Genomic DNA, 17,199 nt, shown 5'->3' with positions numbered 1-17,199 from the left:
GAATAACTCATTATCTTCAACAGCTGAGTAAAGATTGACGCCCATCTGATCTCGCATTCCGGTCATAATTATAATGGGTAATTGACTAAATTCTTTATTTTGTTTAATCTGATGAAGGAGGTTGTATCCTTCGAGATTTGAGGTCATCATGATATCCAGAATAAGGGCATCCGGGTTTTCTTTTACAAGAAGTTCATAACCACTTACACCTTCTTTTGCGGTTAAAATGTTAAACCCTTTGTTTTCCAGAATAACCTGAAAAGAACGAAGTATGTCATCATCATCATCTATAAGTAAAATTTTCTTTTTCATGAGTTGTGTTTTTTTATGTTACAAAATTAAGCATTTTCATAAGATAATGCAAATTCATTTCCTTTGCAGATCCCATCAATTTGTGCAAGTATTTGTTTGTCTGTAAAATGTCGTCCTTTAATGGCAGAAGAAGGACATGCAGAAACACAAACCCCGCAGGCTTTACATAATGCGCTTATTACTTCACTGTGTTTTTCCTCCTCATTAAATGTAATGGCACTAAATGGACAAAGTTTGTTACAGAATCTGCATCCGGAACATAAATCAGGATTAACCTCAGAGAAAACAGCATCTACCTCAATTTCTCCTTTGGATATACAGGCAAGAATACGGGCAGCAGCTGCTCTGGCTTGTGCAACGGTGTCAGGAATGTCTTTTGGGGCTACACAGGTTCCTGCTATAAACACACCATCAGTTGATGTGGCAACAGGTTCCAATTTTGGATGACTTTCAATGAACCATCCGTCTTTATCCTGACTAATATTGACAAGATGGGCCACTTCTTCTGCATCTGCACGTGCTTCCATTCCAACCATTAATACAACCAAATCTGCCGGGATTTCAATATGCTCTCCGGATAGTCTTTCGTTTACCTCAATCAGTAAGTTGCAATCGTCTTTGGGCTTTGCTTTATGAATAACTGGCCTGTCGTTTTTTTCATACATTAAAAATAATGTCTTGGCTTCTGATGACTTCAGGTAGAAATCTTCATGCCCCTTGCCGAAAGCATGCATGTCGATATATATGTCCGAAATATAACAATCGGGAATAGCCGATTTTATTTCATGTGCATATTTCAGGGCTGTCATGCAACAAACCCTTGAACAGTAGGCATGAAACTCAACATTTCTGCTCCCGACACAGTGTATGATGGCAACATACTTTGGAGGCTTACCTGATGATGTTACTACCTGACCTTTTTTAAGCATTTTTTCAAGATCAAAAGAGGTGATAACATCCTGGAGTTTTCCGTAACCATAGTGTGTCACTCTTGAAGCATCAAATTCTTTGTATCCGGTACATACAGCAATATTTCCGATTTTTATAACATCTGCTTTTTCTTTACTGTTTCCATTCAGTTTACTGATTTCTGCTTCAAAATTTCCAACATATCCGGTAATTTTTGTTACTTTTGAGTTGAGATAAACATGAATTTTAGTGTGATTCAAAGTGCGGGTAATTCTTTCAGAAATCAGATCTCTGGCTGAATAAAAATAGGGGGCAGTTAAATCGACCCGTGAAAGATTTCCTCCTAAATGACTGTTTTTTTCAACAATATGAACGATATAACCGGCATCAGCTAACTCAAGAGCGGTTGTCATCCCTGCAATACCACCTCCTATGACTAAAACTTCAGGGTTCATTTTAACGGATAAGTTTTCCAGTGAATCATGAAGTTTTACCCGGTTTATTGCAGCATATATTAAGGAAATAGCTTTCCGGGTTGCTTCTACAGTATCTTTATGTACCCAACTGCATTGCTCCCTGATGTTAACCATTTCTAACATATATTGGTTTAATTCAGCAACCTGAAGTGCCTGCCTGAAAGTTCTTTCATGCATATTGGGGCTGCAGGCAGCTACTACAATTCTGTTTAGCTTGTGCTCTTTAATATTTTGGCTGATCATTTCCTGCCCGGGATTTGAACACATATACTTATATGTTTTTACCAGAATTATATCTGGAAGTTTAGAGATGGTCTGAGCAACGGCCTCCACATCTATAATTTTTGCGATATTAGTTCCGCAAGCACAGATAAATACGCCAATTCTGCAAGTTTCCATATTCTTAGATTTTATTTTATTGATAAAGCATAGGGATTCATTAATTTTTCCTGCCTTTTTAATGTTTCTTTTCGAATAGTTGCAAAATACATGGCTAATGGACGGTAAACCAAATGCGACCATTTACTGAATGGCATTCTGAATAGCCATGGAACAACAAACATCAAATGGGCTACATAGACGTAATTAGCTATTTCATAAAAGCCTGTGCGGTGAAAAATATGCTGTGCTATTCCTGTTATCACGATAAAAAATAACAAAACCACAAATACCCAGTCAGTACTATGAGATTTTTTGTATTGAATATAATTTTTAATAAACCTGTTTCTGATAAAGTAAACGGTACCTGCAATCAGGCCAAGAGAGGCAAGATAACCAAAAAAATGGACTTGCCATCTGATTTCAGGTCCATACTGAAGTTGTTCAATAAAAACCATAACCAGGATAAGCATGGTTACATATCCGAGCATCAGGCCAAGATGCAATATCCATGGCATATAAACTTTATGTCCACGTTTAACTTCACATTCTGCATATCTTTTTTGTGTAAAGAAGTGCCATGGCAACTGATAAATTTCTTTTAAATACATCCACCATGGTATTTTCAGAGGTGTCCCTTTAATCATTGTAAAGTACCACATTCTGACTGAATTAATGAGTAAGAAAACCAGTAAGATAAGGCCAAAACTCAGGTCAAAATGATGGATAAATGAACTATTAAGGAAAGCGTCTTTCCCATCATAAATATGAATATTACCATGCTGAAAACCATAAAAGAGAAAGAACCCCCCGGTTAAGAGTCCGATAATAACAATAGTCAGAATTTCACTGGTTTTCGATTTAAAAAATTGCCTGGCTATTCCAGTAAAATCATAAACCCCAATAAGCCATCTTCTGAGACTCATCATGGTTTCGCCAGGGTCAGCTTCACGTGGACATTGCTCAGAACATTGGCCGCAATAGTAGCAAAGCCATGGCTCAAGAGTGGTTTCAATTTTTTGTTCCAAACCCATCTGCAACTGACGCAATGATTTTCTTGGAAATTTATAATATTCGTCAGCATGAGGACAAACGGTTGAACAGTCACCACATTGATAGCAAAGCTGAACATCTTCAGCACCATAACGGTCTAGTTCATCTATAAATCCGGGATTAACTCGTATTGCCATAATTTTACCTTATTTGATTTTAATATTTTTTGCTCTTTTTTCAAATTCAGTCAAAGAAATACTACTCAGGTTGCCAACTCCAAGCCCACTGGTATGACTTCTTAAAACACCGGCTGCAACTGCTGATGCCTGTGCCACTGTATCCGGAATATCTTTTGGAGCCTGACACATGCCTGCTACGTAAATTCCACCTCTGTCAGTATCTGTCGGGTTTCCATTGTAATCAAGCTCTGAAAGCCAGCCATCTCTGTCTCTTGAAATTCCCAATATTCTGCTAAGTTCTTCGGTTCCTTTTGCAGGTACTAAACCTACGGCAAGTATTACCATATCAACTTTGAATTCAACCAGTCTGTCATGAAAAATGTCTTCGCCCTTCACGATAAGTTCACCATCTTTCATGCTTACGGAAGCTGTATGTCCTCTTACAATGAAAGTTCCTTCCTGTCTGATTCTATCTGCAAATTCTTCATAACCCTTTCCAAATGCCCGCATATCGATATAAAATTCATAAACATTCACATTTGGAATTTTTTCTTTTAACAAGTGTGCAAATTTCAAGGAATACATGCAGCAAACCCTTGAGCAATAGCGGTTATATTTTTTGTTTCTTGATCCGACACAATGTATCAGGGCTACATTTCGTGGCGGGATCCCTTCCGGGGAAAAATACCATTCTTCTTCCTGTGTTTTTTTATTGATCCTTTTCGATTTCATGACAATTCTGCCTCCTGTGGAACCAGAGGCGTTGGTGAGTCTTTCAAATTCAAGTGATGTCAGTACATTTGGATAAATTCCATATCCATATTGTTCTATCTTTCTGATATCCAATAACTCATAACCGGTAGCAATAATAATATTTCCAACTTCTATATCAATTGTTTTTTCTTCTTCATCTAAATGGATACACTCTTTTGGACATTTTTTTATACAAACACCGCATTTTTGTCCAGCAGATTGAATATATGTGCAATTCTCTCCATCTACAAGATAAGAATTAGGTACAGCTTGAGGAAATGGGATATAAATTGCTTTTCTCATAGAAATACCTTCATCAAATTCGCTGGGAACTTTGACAGGGCATACCTCCGAACAAAGACCGCAGGCAATACAGGATTCAATATCAACATAGCGAGGTCTTTGTCTTATTTTCACCCTGTAAGTTCCTGGTTTGCCGGACACTGAAACAACTTTTGAATTTGTCAGAAGTTTTATTTTTTCATGTTGCCCGACAGAAACCATTTTGGGAGTCAGAATACATGCAGCACAGTCAAGTGTGGGAAATGTTTTGTCAAACATTGCCATGTGTCCCCCAATTGTTCCGTTTTGTTCCACCAGATAAACCAATTTCCCGGCATTTGCAATTTCCAGAGATGCCTGAATACCTGCTATCCCTCCTCCGATTACGAGTGTTGTATGGTTAACGGGGTTTCCTCCACCAACAGCCACTAATGAAAAAGGGACACCCATGGTAGCACATGCGATGATTGCTTTTGCTCTTTCATTTGCATCTTCTCCGCTGGCTCCATGCTCATTATAGGAAGCTAACCATATTTCTTCAGGATTACATCCTACAGTAGCTGCCGCTTTGGTAAACAAGGGTTTAAAATATCCGGGGATGTCGCCAGCAATAACAATTCGATTTAACTGGTTTACTTTGATTGTTTCAGCAAGCTGATCAATGTTAATCCTTGGTTTTACTCCAAGAATCTGAACAATCTCCACTTCTTGCAGATTAGCTGCATATTTTGCTACTGAATCAATATTAATTTTCAGACCGTTATCAATCTGACAAAAAAATATTCCTATTCGCATAAATCCTCCTTATGATTATTTGAAACTGATATTATTTTCTTTCATACGTATTAATCAAATTGCCTTTTTCATCATAAATACATAATTTTAGCTTCATTTCACCGGGTAAACTATGGGTTGCACACGAAAAACAAGGGTCATAGGCCCGAAAAGCCATTTCAATTTTATTTAGAATTCCGTCTGTAATTTCAACTCCCTTTTTAATAAGCCCCATAGCTGCTTTTTTTATAGACATACTGATGGCTGCATTATTATTTGTTGTCCCTACGATTATATTTGCTTTAAGTACTATACCCCTTTCATCTGTCCAATAATGATGTGTGAGTGTTCCTCTTTGTGCTTCAACTATCCCAACACCTTCACCATGAATTTTTCCAAGTTCTGCACGTAACTCCTTTCCCGTTATATCAGGGTCAGTAGCTAATTCATATAAGCGTTCAGAAGCATAAAGTAACTCAATCAAGCGTGCCCAGTGCATGGCTAATGTTGCATGAACGGGTTTTTCACCAAGAACAGAATACATTTTTTCGTATTCTTTTTGTGCCAAAGGAGTAGCCATTCCATCTGCAGCATTCAATCTTGACAAGGGTGTAGCATGATATACTCCTGATTCCTGACCGTCTACAAAACCTTTCCATCCAATTTTCTTCAGATATGGAAATTTCAGATAGCTAAAAGGTTCGACTCTTTCTGCAACATATTCCCGGTATTCCTCAGGTGAATATTTGCAATGTTCATTTCCATTGACATCAACCACCCTGACTTTACCATCATAAAAGTTCACATGGTTATTGTCATCTACCAATCCCATGGAGTGAAGTTTTAAAGAATACGGACCATTGAGAATCAGATCAACATAATCTTTATTTCCGAGAACAACATCTTCAAAAATTTTCAGGCTGAACTTTGAAAACTCAATAAAACCTTTAGCTTTGTTAACAATTTCATCGCGCTCAGCAGGGAGCAATCCTTTTCTGACTCCACCAGGAATATTCATGACCACATAAGTCTGATGTCCGCCTAATAAGGCCTGAATTTCCTGAGCAAGCCGTCTTTGTTTAATGACTTCAGTTCCGATTTCAACTCCAACTTTTCCAATAACTCCCAATACATTTCGTTCGGAAGCAGGAGCATCAGGACCAACTACAAAATCTGGTGCTGCAAGTGCATAAAAATGAGCAATATGACTGTGGACAAAATGTGCCATATAAAAAAGTTCCCGAAGTTTTCGGGCAGTTGGAGGGGGAGTTACGCCAAATACAGCATCCACCGCTTTACCTGAAGCCATGTGGTGACAGCCCGGACAAACTCCACAAATTTTTGCTACAATGGATGGTAGTTCTTCAACAGGTCGTCCTTCAACAAATTTTTCAAATCCTCTAAGTTCCGGAACCTGAAAATAAACATTGGACACATTTCCTTCTTCATTCAGGAATATTTCAATTTTTCCGTGTCCTTCAAGTCTCGTTATCGGATCAATAGTTATTCTTTTCATACTAATTTCCTCCTAAAAATTGCATTTGGCAAACTAAAACGGTAAAATGTTCCGGCAGGATCCACAAGATCGTTTAGTATTTTATTGATTTCCTGGGGTTCTTTTTCGATCAGATTACTGGCTATTGCAGACATCATTTTGGCACCGGAATCTTTAATGTCATCAGGAGGGCCATAGCATCCTCTGCATGGTGCATTTCCCAATATACATCTGTTTCCACACCCTGTTCGGGTTGCAGGGCCCATACATATTATGCCTTGTTCCATGAAACATGTTTCACCATCATCAACTATTTCCCATGGCCTGTAAAACTTCGTAATTTGCTTGTTCTCTGTCTTTTTTCGAATGCATTCATCACATTGTGATTTTGTTCCGGCTCCGACTACCGAGCCTTTGGGTGGTAATTCAGCTCCGGTTACAATGGCTAAAAAAACTTCCACCAGCCTTTCTGTTTGCGGAGGGCATCCTGGTAAAAAATAATCGACATCAACAACTTGCCCAAGACTTCTGACATCATTGTAAAATTCAGGAATTTCAAGTACTCCTTCTGCTACCGTAAAACGAGATTGTGGTTTTGTTTTCTCAGGATTAATAGTCGATTCGCTTTGCTCATAGATCCTCTCAAAAATTTCTTTTTTCGTTGAAAAATTCGCCAATCCGGGAATTCCACCAAGATGAGCACATGAACCATAAGCGACTAAAATCTTTGTTTTTTGCCTTAATAGTTTTGCTATATGCTCATTTTCACTGTTTCGTACCGCACCATTAAACAGCGTTACATCAATGAAATTGTCTGGCATTGCTTCAATGTCTTTATATTTTGTATCAAGTGCAATAGGCCAAAAAACAAGATCGGCATTTTCAACGACTGTAAAAAGTTTTTCATGTACATCCAGTACGCTAACGCAACAACCACCGCAAGCAGCTCCCCAATAAACGGCAAGTTTTAATTTGGGCTTTTTTGTTTCCATAATCGTTTTTTTTAATGTAAAACTTCCATTATATTTTTAATCTTTGAAGGCTCCATTTCACTCAAAGTCTCAGTAAAACTATTGACAAGCTCCGCAAATTGTTTTCCTTCACTTGCACTAATCCATTCAAGTTTGAGCCTTTCTTTTTCAAATCCCATTTGCTCAAGATAATTCTGCAACAATAAAAATCGTCTTAAACACCTGTAATTCCCTTCCTGATAGTGGCAATCGCCCGGATGGCAGCCACATAATAAAACACCATCAGCGCCCTGCCTGAATGCCTGCAGTACAAAGGTCGGGTCTATTCTTCCTGAACATAATACCCTGATAATACGTACATTAGGCTTATACTCAATCCTGGAAGTTCCGGCAAGGTCGGCTCCGGTATAAGAACACCATTTGCACAAAAATGCAATAATCTGAGGTTTAAATTCCATAATTTTATTGTTTATCTTTATCCGCTATGTTCTGCTGTTATTTTATAGTCATCTTGAAATTGAGGTACAATTGGAGAAAAGTAGTAATTAGTATTTTTGTTTCATTTTGACTAAAAAATAACAGACAAATGTAGTTAAAGCTGTACCATTAAAAGAATGATTTAGGACATAAATAGGAAAAAAAATGTTATTTAACTTATTGATATTATGGATTTTGCATTGTTATTGAGAAAATACAATATTAATAAATTTAATAAAACTTTTTATTTTATATTGATGAAAAAATAATAAGGTGAAATCTTTTCTGAGCTAAAATATAATCATTTAATTTATTTTCAAGATAAATTGTTTCTGGTTAAAATTTGGATTATTAAAAATAGCTTCATTTATTTATTTCTGATTAACATTTATAATTTCTTTAAAAAGATAATTTAATTTGAAAAATATATAAAGATTATTGAAAAAATAGGGAATTTTGATTGAGAAAAATTTTCAGCTATTCAGTTTGAAAACTAATGTCAATTAATAAATTGATTTTATTTTAGCAATTCATGATGATATCATAAGTAAGTTGATTTTAAGCAGTTAGGATATTTTGCAAAATCTGAAATAATCGGTCAATTTCTCTCAATCTGATCTGAATTTCTCTTCCCATTTATTATCATTAAAAGTTTTAAGCTGCTCATTTTTCTCAAAAAAGAAATTTCCAATAACGAGGCAATCCATTTCGGTTCGCATAAAACAACGGAAGGCATCGTCTGGTGTGCAGACGATTGGTTCTCCACGCACATTAAAGCTTGTATTGACGATAACGCTATAACCCGTTTGACGCTTAAATTCGTTGATTAATGCCCAGAATCGGTAGTTAATGCTCTTGTTTACCGACTGAATCCGTGCAGAGTTGTCTATGTGGGTTACAGCCGGAATATCAGAGCGAATGAAATAGAGGCGTTCATAGAGTGGTAATTCATGATAATTTTCAGGCATTTTCTTCAGATGAGCGGATTTGACAGGGACAACCAGTAACATATAGGGAGAAGGCCTGTCGAGCTTAAAATATTCCTGAATATCTTCTTCAGGTACAGATGGGGCAAAGGGGCGAAAACCTTCACGAAACTTAATCTTCAGGTTGAGTTTTTTCTGCATTTCCGGATTTCGTGCATCAGCCAGAATGCTTCTGTTTCCAAGGGCACGAGGTCCAAATTCCATTCGTCCCTGAAACCAGCCTATCACTTTCCCTTCAGCAATTTTTTCAGCTGTCAGTTTTGTTAATTCCTCAAAATCATTGTAATACCTAAACTTTGCATTGTATTTTACAGCCATTCCCCTGATTTGATTGTCAGAGAATGAAGGGCCGAGAAATGCTCCCTGCATGGCATCGGGCTGACGGGAAGCTGTTCGTTTATTTCCTTTCCACAGGTGCCATGCCAGATAGGCAGCACCTAATGCACCACCCGCATCGCCAGCAGCCGGTTGAATCCAGATGTCTTTAAATATACCTGTTTCAAGCAGTTTCCCGTTTGCTACACTGTTGAGTGCAACACCTCCGGCCATGACCAGATATTCTGCTTTCGTAAGCGATTTGGTAGTTTTGGCTAATTTTATCACCGTTTCTTCACACACCTGCTGAATGGCAAGTGCTAAGTTCATGATGTCACGGGTTATGGGCTCTCCTTCCTGTCTTCGTTTAACTCCAAACAATTTTTCCCATTTTTTGTCGTAAGTCATGGTCAGACCGGTTGCAAATCTGAAATATTTCATATTCAGCAGGAGGGAGCCGTCTTCACGCACATCTGCAAGTTCCTGATAAATAATTTCCCTGAATTTTTTTGTTTGTTCAGCGTCAGGGTTACCAAAAGGAGCAAGTCCCATCAGCTTATATTCTCCGCTGTTGACCTTAAATCCGGTATAGTAGGTAAATGCTGAGTAAAGCAAGCCCAGGGAGTGAGGAAAATGAAGTTCTTTGATGATTTTTATTTCATTATCTCTGGCATATCCGATGGTAGTCGTAGCCCATTCGCCCACACCATCAATGGTCAGAATGGCGGCTTCCTGAAAGGGGGAAGGATAGAAGGCACTGGCAGCATGCGACAGATGGTGTTCCGGAAATATGACAGGAACTTTTTTGAACCCAAGCTTTTCAAATTCATCCTGCAACATCTTTCTCATAAAAAGTTTTTCCTTGATCCATACAGGAACTGCCGAAAGAAAGCTGATGAGCCCTTTCGGGGCAAAGGCATGATAGGTTTCAAGCAGGCGTTCAAATTTGATAAACGGTTTATCGTAAAAAGCAACTACTTCAACATCTTTCAGGGAAATTCCAGCTTCGGAAAGCACATATTTTACTGCGTTTGAGGGAAAAGAAGAGTCATGTTTTTTCCGGGTAAAACGTTCCTCCTGGGCGGCAGCAACGATTTCTCCGTCAGCGAGCAAGGCTGCTGCACTATCGTGGTAAAAGGCTGAGATTCCCAAAATAAAAGAGGACATGATCTTTTCCTTTAAAAAAGTGTATAGATAAATGGTGCAATCGCACTACCAGAGGTGATAACGATTAAGATTCCAAACAGCAATAACACGATAATAAGAGGTAACAACCAGTATTTTTTTCTCTTCTTTACAAAAGCCCAAAGTTCCTGAATAAAGCTCATCGTTTTAATAGTTATTCATTTTCAATCTTTAATAAGGTGTTTCAAAATCTTCCTTTTTAAACCAATGGTCTCTGGAAATCATGACTGATGAGGCAGATTTTTTAAACTGCCGGAGCTGTAGGCTGTCTTTACCTGTCAGTCTTCGAATGAAAGCAACCGGTAAGACAATTATTACATAGCTAATTGTAAGGATAATTTTAGAAAAGATAATTCCGAGCAATTGAGCAAGGCTAAACCAGATGACAGCAAAGGGATAAAACAACATGGGGAAAATCATTAACATTACCAAAACCGGAATTGCAAGCCTGAAATAAAGAGTGTTGTGGCCAAAAAAACCAATCAGCAAAAGCAGCAGAACCATTGCCATTCCGGCATCCGTTGCCTGTTTTTTATTGATTTTCAAGATGATTAAACTGTTTCTTTTTTTCATACCTCACTTTGTTGCTCAGGAACTTTCCGATTTAACCATTAAGTTTTCATTTGTTAATACTTTTAAACATTACCAAATAAAAGGCAGCAGTTTGAAACGGGTTTTTTCTGAATATACCTGGTATCCGTTCAGCTCGCTTGATAAAAACTTATCTTCAAGTTGAGTTCTGATGATAAACAATACAATCAGCAGCAAACAGGGAATCATTACCCAGAATGAACGGAATAAAAGCGGAAATCCGGCAGTCTGAATGATAGATCCTGCATAAGCCGGATGCCTTACGATTCTGTACAAACCCGACTGACATACGTTGTGTCCTCTTTCATTCTGAATTCTGACAGTGCTGGAAAAAAAACTGTTTTGTTTTTGTGCGATCAGAAAAATAAGTTGCCCGACAGCAGTTAAAATTCCGCCAAATATCATGGAGTAGTCAGGAAAACCGTGTGACCAGCCGAAACGTCCGGAATCAAGCCCGCCAATGATGTAAATGGCAAGAATGGCTAATGATGAAAGACCTAAAATGGTCTTATCCCATTTTTGAGTGTTTTCAGCGGGTTTTGCTCTCTCCTGCAGTAACTCATCATCTAACCTGAAAACTGTAAAGCTCAGGATCATCATTAAAATGCCAATACCTGTGTAAATAATCCCTGGCGGGTAATTTAATTTTCCTGCTGCAATGAAAATCACCAGAAAAAATATGATGCTTCCTGTGATACTTTTCAGATAATAAGACTTTTTCATAAACCTATCATTATCAGTCTTTTAAAGAATAAAGAAAAATATCAAAGAAACAAAAACAAATGAAAGCAAAGCTATTTCTGAATATTCGGCAATTCGAGGCCATATCCTTTTTTCCTGTCTTCTGCTTTAAGCAGAAAAGCAAAAACGAGTGCCAACAGTCCAAGGCTCATAAAAATTAACATCGGAAGGGTATAATTATAGTTATTAACCTCAACATTGTCAATGATTTTTGTACCTGTAATGCAGTATTTATCCAAAACCCAGCCGATGAGGGCAGGAACACCCATTAATCCCCAGTTTTGTACCCAGAAAATCAATGCATAAGCAGTTCCAAGTTGTTTTTCAGGGATGATTTTAGGAACAGAAGGCCACATGGCTGAAGGTACGAGGGAAAAACCGATACCCAAAATAACAATCAGCAGGATTGCAAAAATCCAGCTGTTAAAGATAGGAATAGAAAACATGGCATGAACGAAAATAAGCAGAATGGCTCCGATAATCATGATAGTAGCCCCTTTTCCTTTCCGGTCGTACAGATTGCCGAAGGTCGGGGTCAGAATCATGGTGCCAAAGGGTAGCAGGCCGGGGATAATACCGGCTAATTCAGGGTCAACGCCAAATTTATTGACCATCAGGTCGGAGGCATATTTCAGAAAAGGAAATACGGCCGAATAAAATAAAACACAGAGAATGGCAATATACCACCATCCTTTATTGGTTAAAATAAACCTGATGTCAGAGAGTTTAAATTCTTCTTCCGGTTCCACTTCTTTGCCATCATTTTGAGCGATGATGGAAGCATCCAGTTTTTTATCCATGAAGGTATAGACGATAAAGGAAATCAGTCCGATACAAAGCATAATCAGACATAGCAGGATTGGTACGGAAACATCTTTAAAATGAGAGGCTATCGGAGCGGAGGTGGATAATGCGAGGGCAGTACCCAGACGTGCGGTTGCCATTTCGAGCCCCATGGCAAGGGCAAGTTCCTTCCCTTTAAACCATTTGACAATAATTTTGGAAACCGTAATACCCGCTATTTCAACGCCAACACCGAAAGTGGCATATCCAAGTGCAGCAACCATGACCTGTGCTTTCCATCCGAACAGTGTTAATCCATCAAGGGAATGGGTCGAGATGGCGTAATATTTCACGGCAGTACCAGCAACCATGATGGAAGCGGCCATGACACCTGTAAACCTGACACCCATTTTGTCGAGGATAATTCCCCCCAGAATAAGCATCAGCAGGAATACATTGAACCAGCCGTAAGCACTGGTGAAAAATCCATATTCCGTGCTTGACCATGCTTTCTGGCTTTCAAGCAGTGGTTTGAGCGGAGCCATGACGTCTGCCAGATAATATCCGCACAACATCGTAAAAGCTACGACCCCTAATGCCGTCCATCTGGCAGCTTTTGAATCTCTTAAACTTTTTCTGATCTGTTCCATTTGCGTTTACTTTAAATGTTATCAATGATTTATAAATTCGATAAGATGTAATTCGTAATCTTTGTAAACAAATGATAGCGTGTCAGTCCGCCATAAATGCTATGGTTTTTATTGGGATAAAGATGCATATCAAATTGTTTGTTGGCATTGTTCAGGGCATTGACAAGCTCCATGGTATTCTGCAAATGGACATTATCGTCAGCGGTGCCATGAATGACGAGGAGTTTTCCTTTCAGGTTTTTAACATAGTTAATAGGTGAATTCTGGTCGTAGCCTGTAGGGTTGTCCTGAGGTTTTTGCATAAACCTTTCCGTGTAAATGTTATCATAGTATCTCCAGTTAGTAACCGGTGCAACGGCCACAGCCATTTTAAATACATCATTTCCTTTGAAAAGACTTAACAGGGAGAGATAACCCCCGAAACTCCAGCCCCAGATTCCGATTCTTTCAGAGTCAACATAGGGGAGGCCGGCAATATAACGGGCAGCATCAATCTGATCTTCTGCTTCCAGCTTGCCTAATTTTTTATAGGTACATTTTTTAAATTCAACTCCACGGAAAGCAGTACCCCGGTTGTCAACAGACACTACGATATATCCTTTTGAAGCCATCATTCTGTGCCAGATATCGAGATAATCCCATTCATTGTTTACGGTATTTGAACCTGGTCCGCCATAACAATAAAAAAGTACCGGATATTTTTTGTCTTCCCTGAAATTATGTGGTTTTATCATCCAGGCATTGAGTTCTGTCCCTGATTGTGTTTTAATGGTAATAAACTCCTTTTGAGGAAAATTATATCCGGAAAGGATAGATTTTGCTCCTTCTCCGTTATCAACATACCTGATGGTTTTTCCCTTGCTGTCGGTTACAAAAACTTTATAGGGGTTGTTACCATCCGACCATTCAACCACAGCATAGTTGAAAGTTTTGCTGAATGCAGCATCAGAAGTGCCTTTTTCTCCGTAAAAAAGCGCAACGTGGCCATCAAATCCGGCTGTATAAATTTCCTTGTCTGTAGCTGTTCTGCCTGCAGCCTGATAATAAACTGTTTTGTTGGTTTCATCGACCCCAAAAATTTTTGTAACATCTACCTGCTGAGCACTAATCATCTTCGACTGGCCGGAAGAAAAACTGTAAAGATAGATCTGATTATATCCGCCTTTTTCACTAGTGTAAATAAAATATTGATTTTCCGGGTTGTCTGTTGTTTGCTTACCCGGTTTTGATGGTGAGGATACAAAAAAGTAGTTATCGGTGATGTCCACATAATAAGGATCGGTGTCGGTAAAAAGTAAGTCGGTTTTATTGGTTGAGGTATGATAAATCAGGAAATCAAGTTGATTCTGAAGCCTGTTTAACCTGAACACACACAATTCATCAGGATTCCTGGTCCATATAATTCTGGGGATATAAATATCAGAGTCCTTACCTAAATCTGCCTGCTGTATGTTTTTAGCAGATATGTTGTAAATGTTGACACTAACCACTGAATTGTCTTCTCCGGCTTTGGGGTATTTATAGCTATAGTTTTCAGGATATAGTTTGCCGTATATGGTCATATTCCATTCTTTAACACGGCTTTCGTCAAACCTGATCCATGCAATTTTTTTACTGTCGGGCGACCAGAAATATGCCTTTGAAAAGCTGAATTCTTCTTCATATACCCAATCGGGGGCTCCATTGATGATTTTGTTTGTTTCACCATCATTGGTAACTTGTGTTTTAGTTTGATTATCAAGGTTGTAAATAAAAATATTGTTGTCTTCAACAAAACTGACCATTTTGCCATCCGGTGAGAAATCAGGAAGCTGGACTTTTTTTTGTGGAGAAACAGAAATAAGTTTTTTGGCATTAATGTCCCAGACATAAACATTGCAATAATAGGAATGGCGATATTTTGGTTTTTTCCCGGTCTCAATCAATACCTTCTTTTCATCTTCTGACAGGCTTGCGTTGAAAACCGTGGAAATATCCTTAATCCCGGCTGATTCGAGTTCATTTTTACTGACTAGGGTTTTAATGAGTTTCCCACTTTTAAAACTGTACTGATTCAGGTTCCCTTCTTCAAACAATACATAGGATTCACCATCTTTCATGGATTGATAATCATCAACTCCTCCGCTGAAATAAAGTATGTAATACTGCCAGAGGTCTTCGAGGGTGATGTCTTTTTTGGGTTCCTCTGTGATTTTTGAAGTGGGCTGAGAAAAGACTGTTCCTGATAGGAATAATAAACTGAACAGGACGCATGAGAGATACCTGAAAATTGTCATTTTAACTAAATTTTTAGGGCGGTAAAGATAATTATTTTGCATGGACTGTTTTTTAAAAAAATCATTGTCTGTTATAAATGGTTTGAACAATGAGTAAATGGCATCCAATCATGAATATTTGTGTAATTTGGCTGAAATTTTAATTGAAGATTATGAGCATTTATAAAAAGATTGTCCTGAAAAAAGGGAAGGAGCATTCACTTTTACGATTGCATCCATGGGTGTTTTCAGGCGCCATCGGACAGCTTGATACAGGCATTGAAAACGGTGATATGGTGGAAGTATATGCTGCCAATGGTGATTTTCTCGGGCTGGGTTTTTATCAAAAGGGAAGTATCAGCGTCCGGATTATTTCTTTTGAGAAGGAGGTAATTGATAAAAATTTCTGGAAAAGGAAAATCGGTCAGGCTTATCAGCTCAGGAAAGCTTTGTTTCTTAAAAAGACTCAGCCTTTGGATGTTTATCGCCTGTTTCATGCAGAGGGGGATGGGGTTTCAGGCCTGATTCTGGATGTTTATGGAGAAACGATTGTTGTTCAATCACATAATGAGGGTGTTAATCATCAGAAAGAGGTCATTGCTGAAGCGATTTCTGAAATATCTGGTCTGGAAAATTTCAGCATCTATCTGAAATCAGGAGAGTCATCAGCCAATAAATCCGGGAAGGTGATGAAAGGCAATATGGATGATTTACTTCAGGTTAATGAATATGGGCATTATTTTAAAGTGGACATTGTCAACGGGCAGAAAACGGGATTTTTTATTGATCAGCGAGAAAACAGGCAGATTTTGAAAGATTTTGTCCAAGGTAGAAATGTATTAAATGCCTTTTCATATACGGGTGGATTTTCGGTTTATGCACTTTCAGGTGGAGCAAATCTGGTTCATTCTGTCGATAGTTCAGAATCAGCCAACAAACTTTGTGAAGAGAACATACGACTAAACAAGCTGGATGAAAAAAAGCATAAAGTGATTACCGCTGATGTGATGAATTTTATCAAAAATATTGATAACCAATATGATATAATAATTTTAGATCCTCCTGCCTTTGCCAAGCATCAGAGTTCAAGACATCAGGCAGCAATGGGCTACAAACGCCTGAATACCGAAGCTTTCTGCAGAATCAGAAAAAATGGGTTTTTGTTTACCTTTTCCTGCTCACAGGCAGTTGACCGTGAATTATTTGAGAACACCATCCGGGCTGCTGCCATTGAAAGCAGAAGAAAGATAAAGGTATTGGCACATCTGGGGCAGCCAGCTGATCATCCTGTCAGCATTTATCATCCTGAAGGGGAATACCTGAAAGGACTGATATGTTTTGTTGAATAAAAAAAACCGCAATACCGAAGTATTGCGGTTTCAGTCGAGATAAAAGGTTGTTGTTAGTTTTTAGGTGGGAAGGGAGCATTTGGATTCGGGCCGGGGCCACCACGATAGCCACCACCCTGACCACCTCCATGATATCCTCCGCAGCAACCGCCTTTTCCTCTTGGCATGGCATCAAAGTAAACTTTTTGTTCATCGGTGAGCAAAGCCCTGACTTCCTGACGGTGATTGGCACCTGCTTTAGCCAGTTGGGTTTTCAGTGTCATGATTTCGTCTATCTTCTTATCAATAGCGTTTTTATCAGGTTTATCTGCTGTTTCCAGCACACGGAGTTCGGCTTCCTTGATT

14 protein-coding genes are annotated in these 17,199 nt (G+C 38.6%); 1 reads left to right on the top strand and 13 read right to left on the bottom strand.

Annotated elements, in window-relative coordinates; translation table 11 throughout:
• The 12 genes from GX437_08740 to GX437_08685 form a co-directional block, all read right to left on the bottom strand.
• Nucleotides 1–312 (bottom strand): response regulator (locus GX437_08740; GenBank protein NLJ07742.1); only part of this gene is annotated, 312 nt, incomplete at its 3' end.
• 26 nt (nucleotides 313–338) lie between these two features.
• The gene (locus GX437_08735) at nucleotides 339–2,096 is read right to left on the bottom strand and encodes a CoB--CoM heterodisulfide reductase iron-sulfur subunit A family protein (protein ID NLJ07741.1); all 1,758 of its coding nucleotides are present in this window, start codon (nucleotides 2,094–2,096) and stop codon (nucleotides 339–341) included.
• An 11-nt stretch (nucleotides 2,097–2,107) separates the two neighbouring features.
• Complete coding sequence (locus tag GX437_08730) at nucleotides 2,108–3,265, bottom strand: 4Fe-4S dicluster domain-containing protein (GenBank protein ID NLJ07740.1); 1,158 nt, start codon at nucleotides 3,263–3,265, stop codon at nucleotides 2,108–2,110.
• A gap of 9 nt (nucleotides 3,266–3,274) precedes the next feature.
• On the bottom strand, nucleotides 3,275–5,077 hold the full coding sequence (locus tag GX437_08725) for a CoB--CoM heterodisulfide reductase iron-sulfur subunit A family protein (protein ID NLJ07739.1): 1,803 nt from the start codon (nucleotides 5,075–5,077) through the stop codon (nucleotides 3,275–3,277).
• Nucleotides 5,078–5,108: 31 nt separating this feature from the next.
• Nucleotides 5,109–6,572, bottom strand: a complete 1,464-nt coding sequence (locus tag GX437_08720; GenBank protein ID NLJ07738.1) for a Ni/Fe hydrogenase subunit alpha — start codon at nucleotides 6,570–6,572, stop codon at nucleotides 5,109–5,111.
• Nucleotides 6,569–7,543 (bottom strand): oxidoreductase, encoded by a 975-nt coding sequence (locus GX437_08715; protein ID NLJ07737.1) that lies wholly within the window; start codon nucleotides 7,541–7,543, stop codon nucleotides 6,569–6,571. The genes GX437_08720 and GX437_08715 overlap by 4 nt, the downstream gene beginning before the upstream one ends.
• Before the next feature lie 11 nt (nucleotides 7,544–7,554).
• A complete protein-coding gene (locus tag GX437_08710) occupies nucleotides 7,555–7,980 on the bottom strand; it encodes a hydrogenase iron-sulfur subunit (GenBank protein NLJ07736.1) in 426 nt (141 codons plus the stop codon).
• A gap of 627 nt (nucleotides 7,981–8,607) precedes the next feature.
• Nucleotides 8,608–10,467, bottom strand: coding sequence for a carbamoyltransferase (locus GX437_08705; GenBank protein ID NLJ07735.1), 1,860 nt, complete (start codon nucleotides 10,465–10,467; stop codon nucleotides 8,608–8,610).
• Between the two features lie 189 nt (nucleotides 10,468–10,656).
• Nucleotides 10,657–11,058, bottom strand: a complete 402-nt coding sequence (locus GX437_08700) for a hypothetical protein (GenBank protein NLJ07734.1) — start codon at nucleotides 11,056–11,058, stop codon at nucleotides 10,657–10,659.
• A gap of 69 nt (nucleotides 11,059–11,127) precedes the next feature.
• Nucleotides 11,128–11,799 (bottom strand): DUF1295 domain-containing protein, encoded by a 672-nt coding sequence (locus GX437_08695; GenBank protein ID NLJ07733.1) that lies wholly within the window; start codon nucleotides 11,797–11,799, stop codon nucleotides 11,128–11,130.
• A gap of 71 nt (nucleotides 11,800–11,870) precedes the next feature.
• A complete protein-coding gene (locus tag GX437_08690) occupies nucleotides 11,871–13,250 on the bottom strand; it encodes a major facilitator superfamily domain-containing protein 1 (protein ID NLJ07732.1) in 1,380 nt (459 codons plus the stop codon).
• A gap of 29 nt (nucleotides 13,251–13,279) precedes the next feature.
• On the bottom strand, nucleotides 13,280–15,526 hold the full coding sequence (locus tag GX437_08685) for a S9 family peptidase (protein NLJ07731.1): 2,247 nt from the start codon (nucleotides 15,524–15,526) through the stop codon (nucleotides 13,280–13,282).
• 158 nt (nucleotides 15,527–15,684) lie between these two features.
• On the opposite strand from GX437_08685, the gene GX437_08680 reads away from it, so the two are divergent.
• Nucleotides 15,685–16,854 (top strand): class I SAM-dependent rRNA methyltransferase, encoded by a 1,170-nt coding sequence (locus GX437_08680; GenBank protein NLJ07730.1) that lies wholly within the window; start codon nucleotides 15,685–15,687, stop codon nucleotides 16,852–16,854.
• 53 nt (nucleotides 16,855–16,907) lie between these two features.
• On the opposite strand, the gene GX437_08675 is transcribed toward GX437_08680, so the two are convergent.
• On the bottom strand, nucleotides 16,908–17,199 hold a 292-nt coding region (locus tag GX437_08675; GenBank protein NLJ07729.1), incomplete at its 5' end, for a hypothetical protein.

The organism is Sphingobacteriales bacterium, from assembly GCA_012517435.1.
GTDB lineage: Bacteria > Bacteroidota > Bacteroidia > CAILMK01 > JAAYUY01 > JAAYUY01.
Note: the sequence above shows the minus strand (reverse complement) of the source record. Positions and strands in the feature narration are given on the sequence as shown.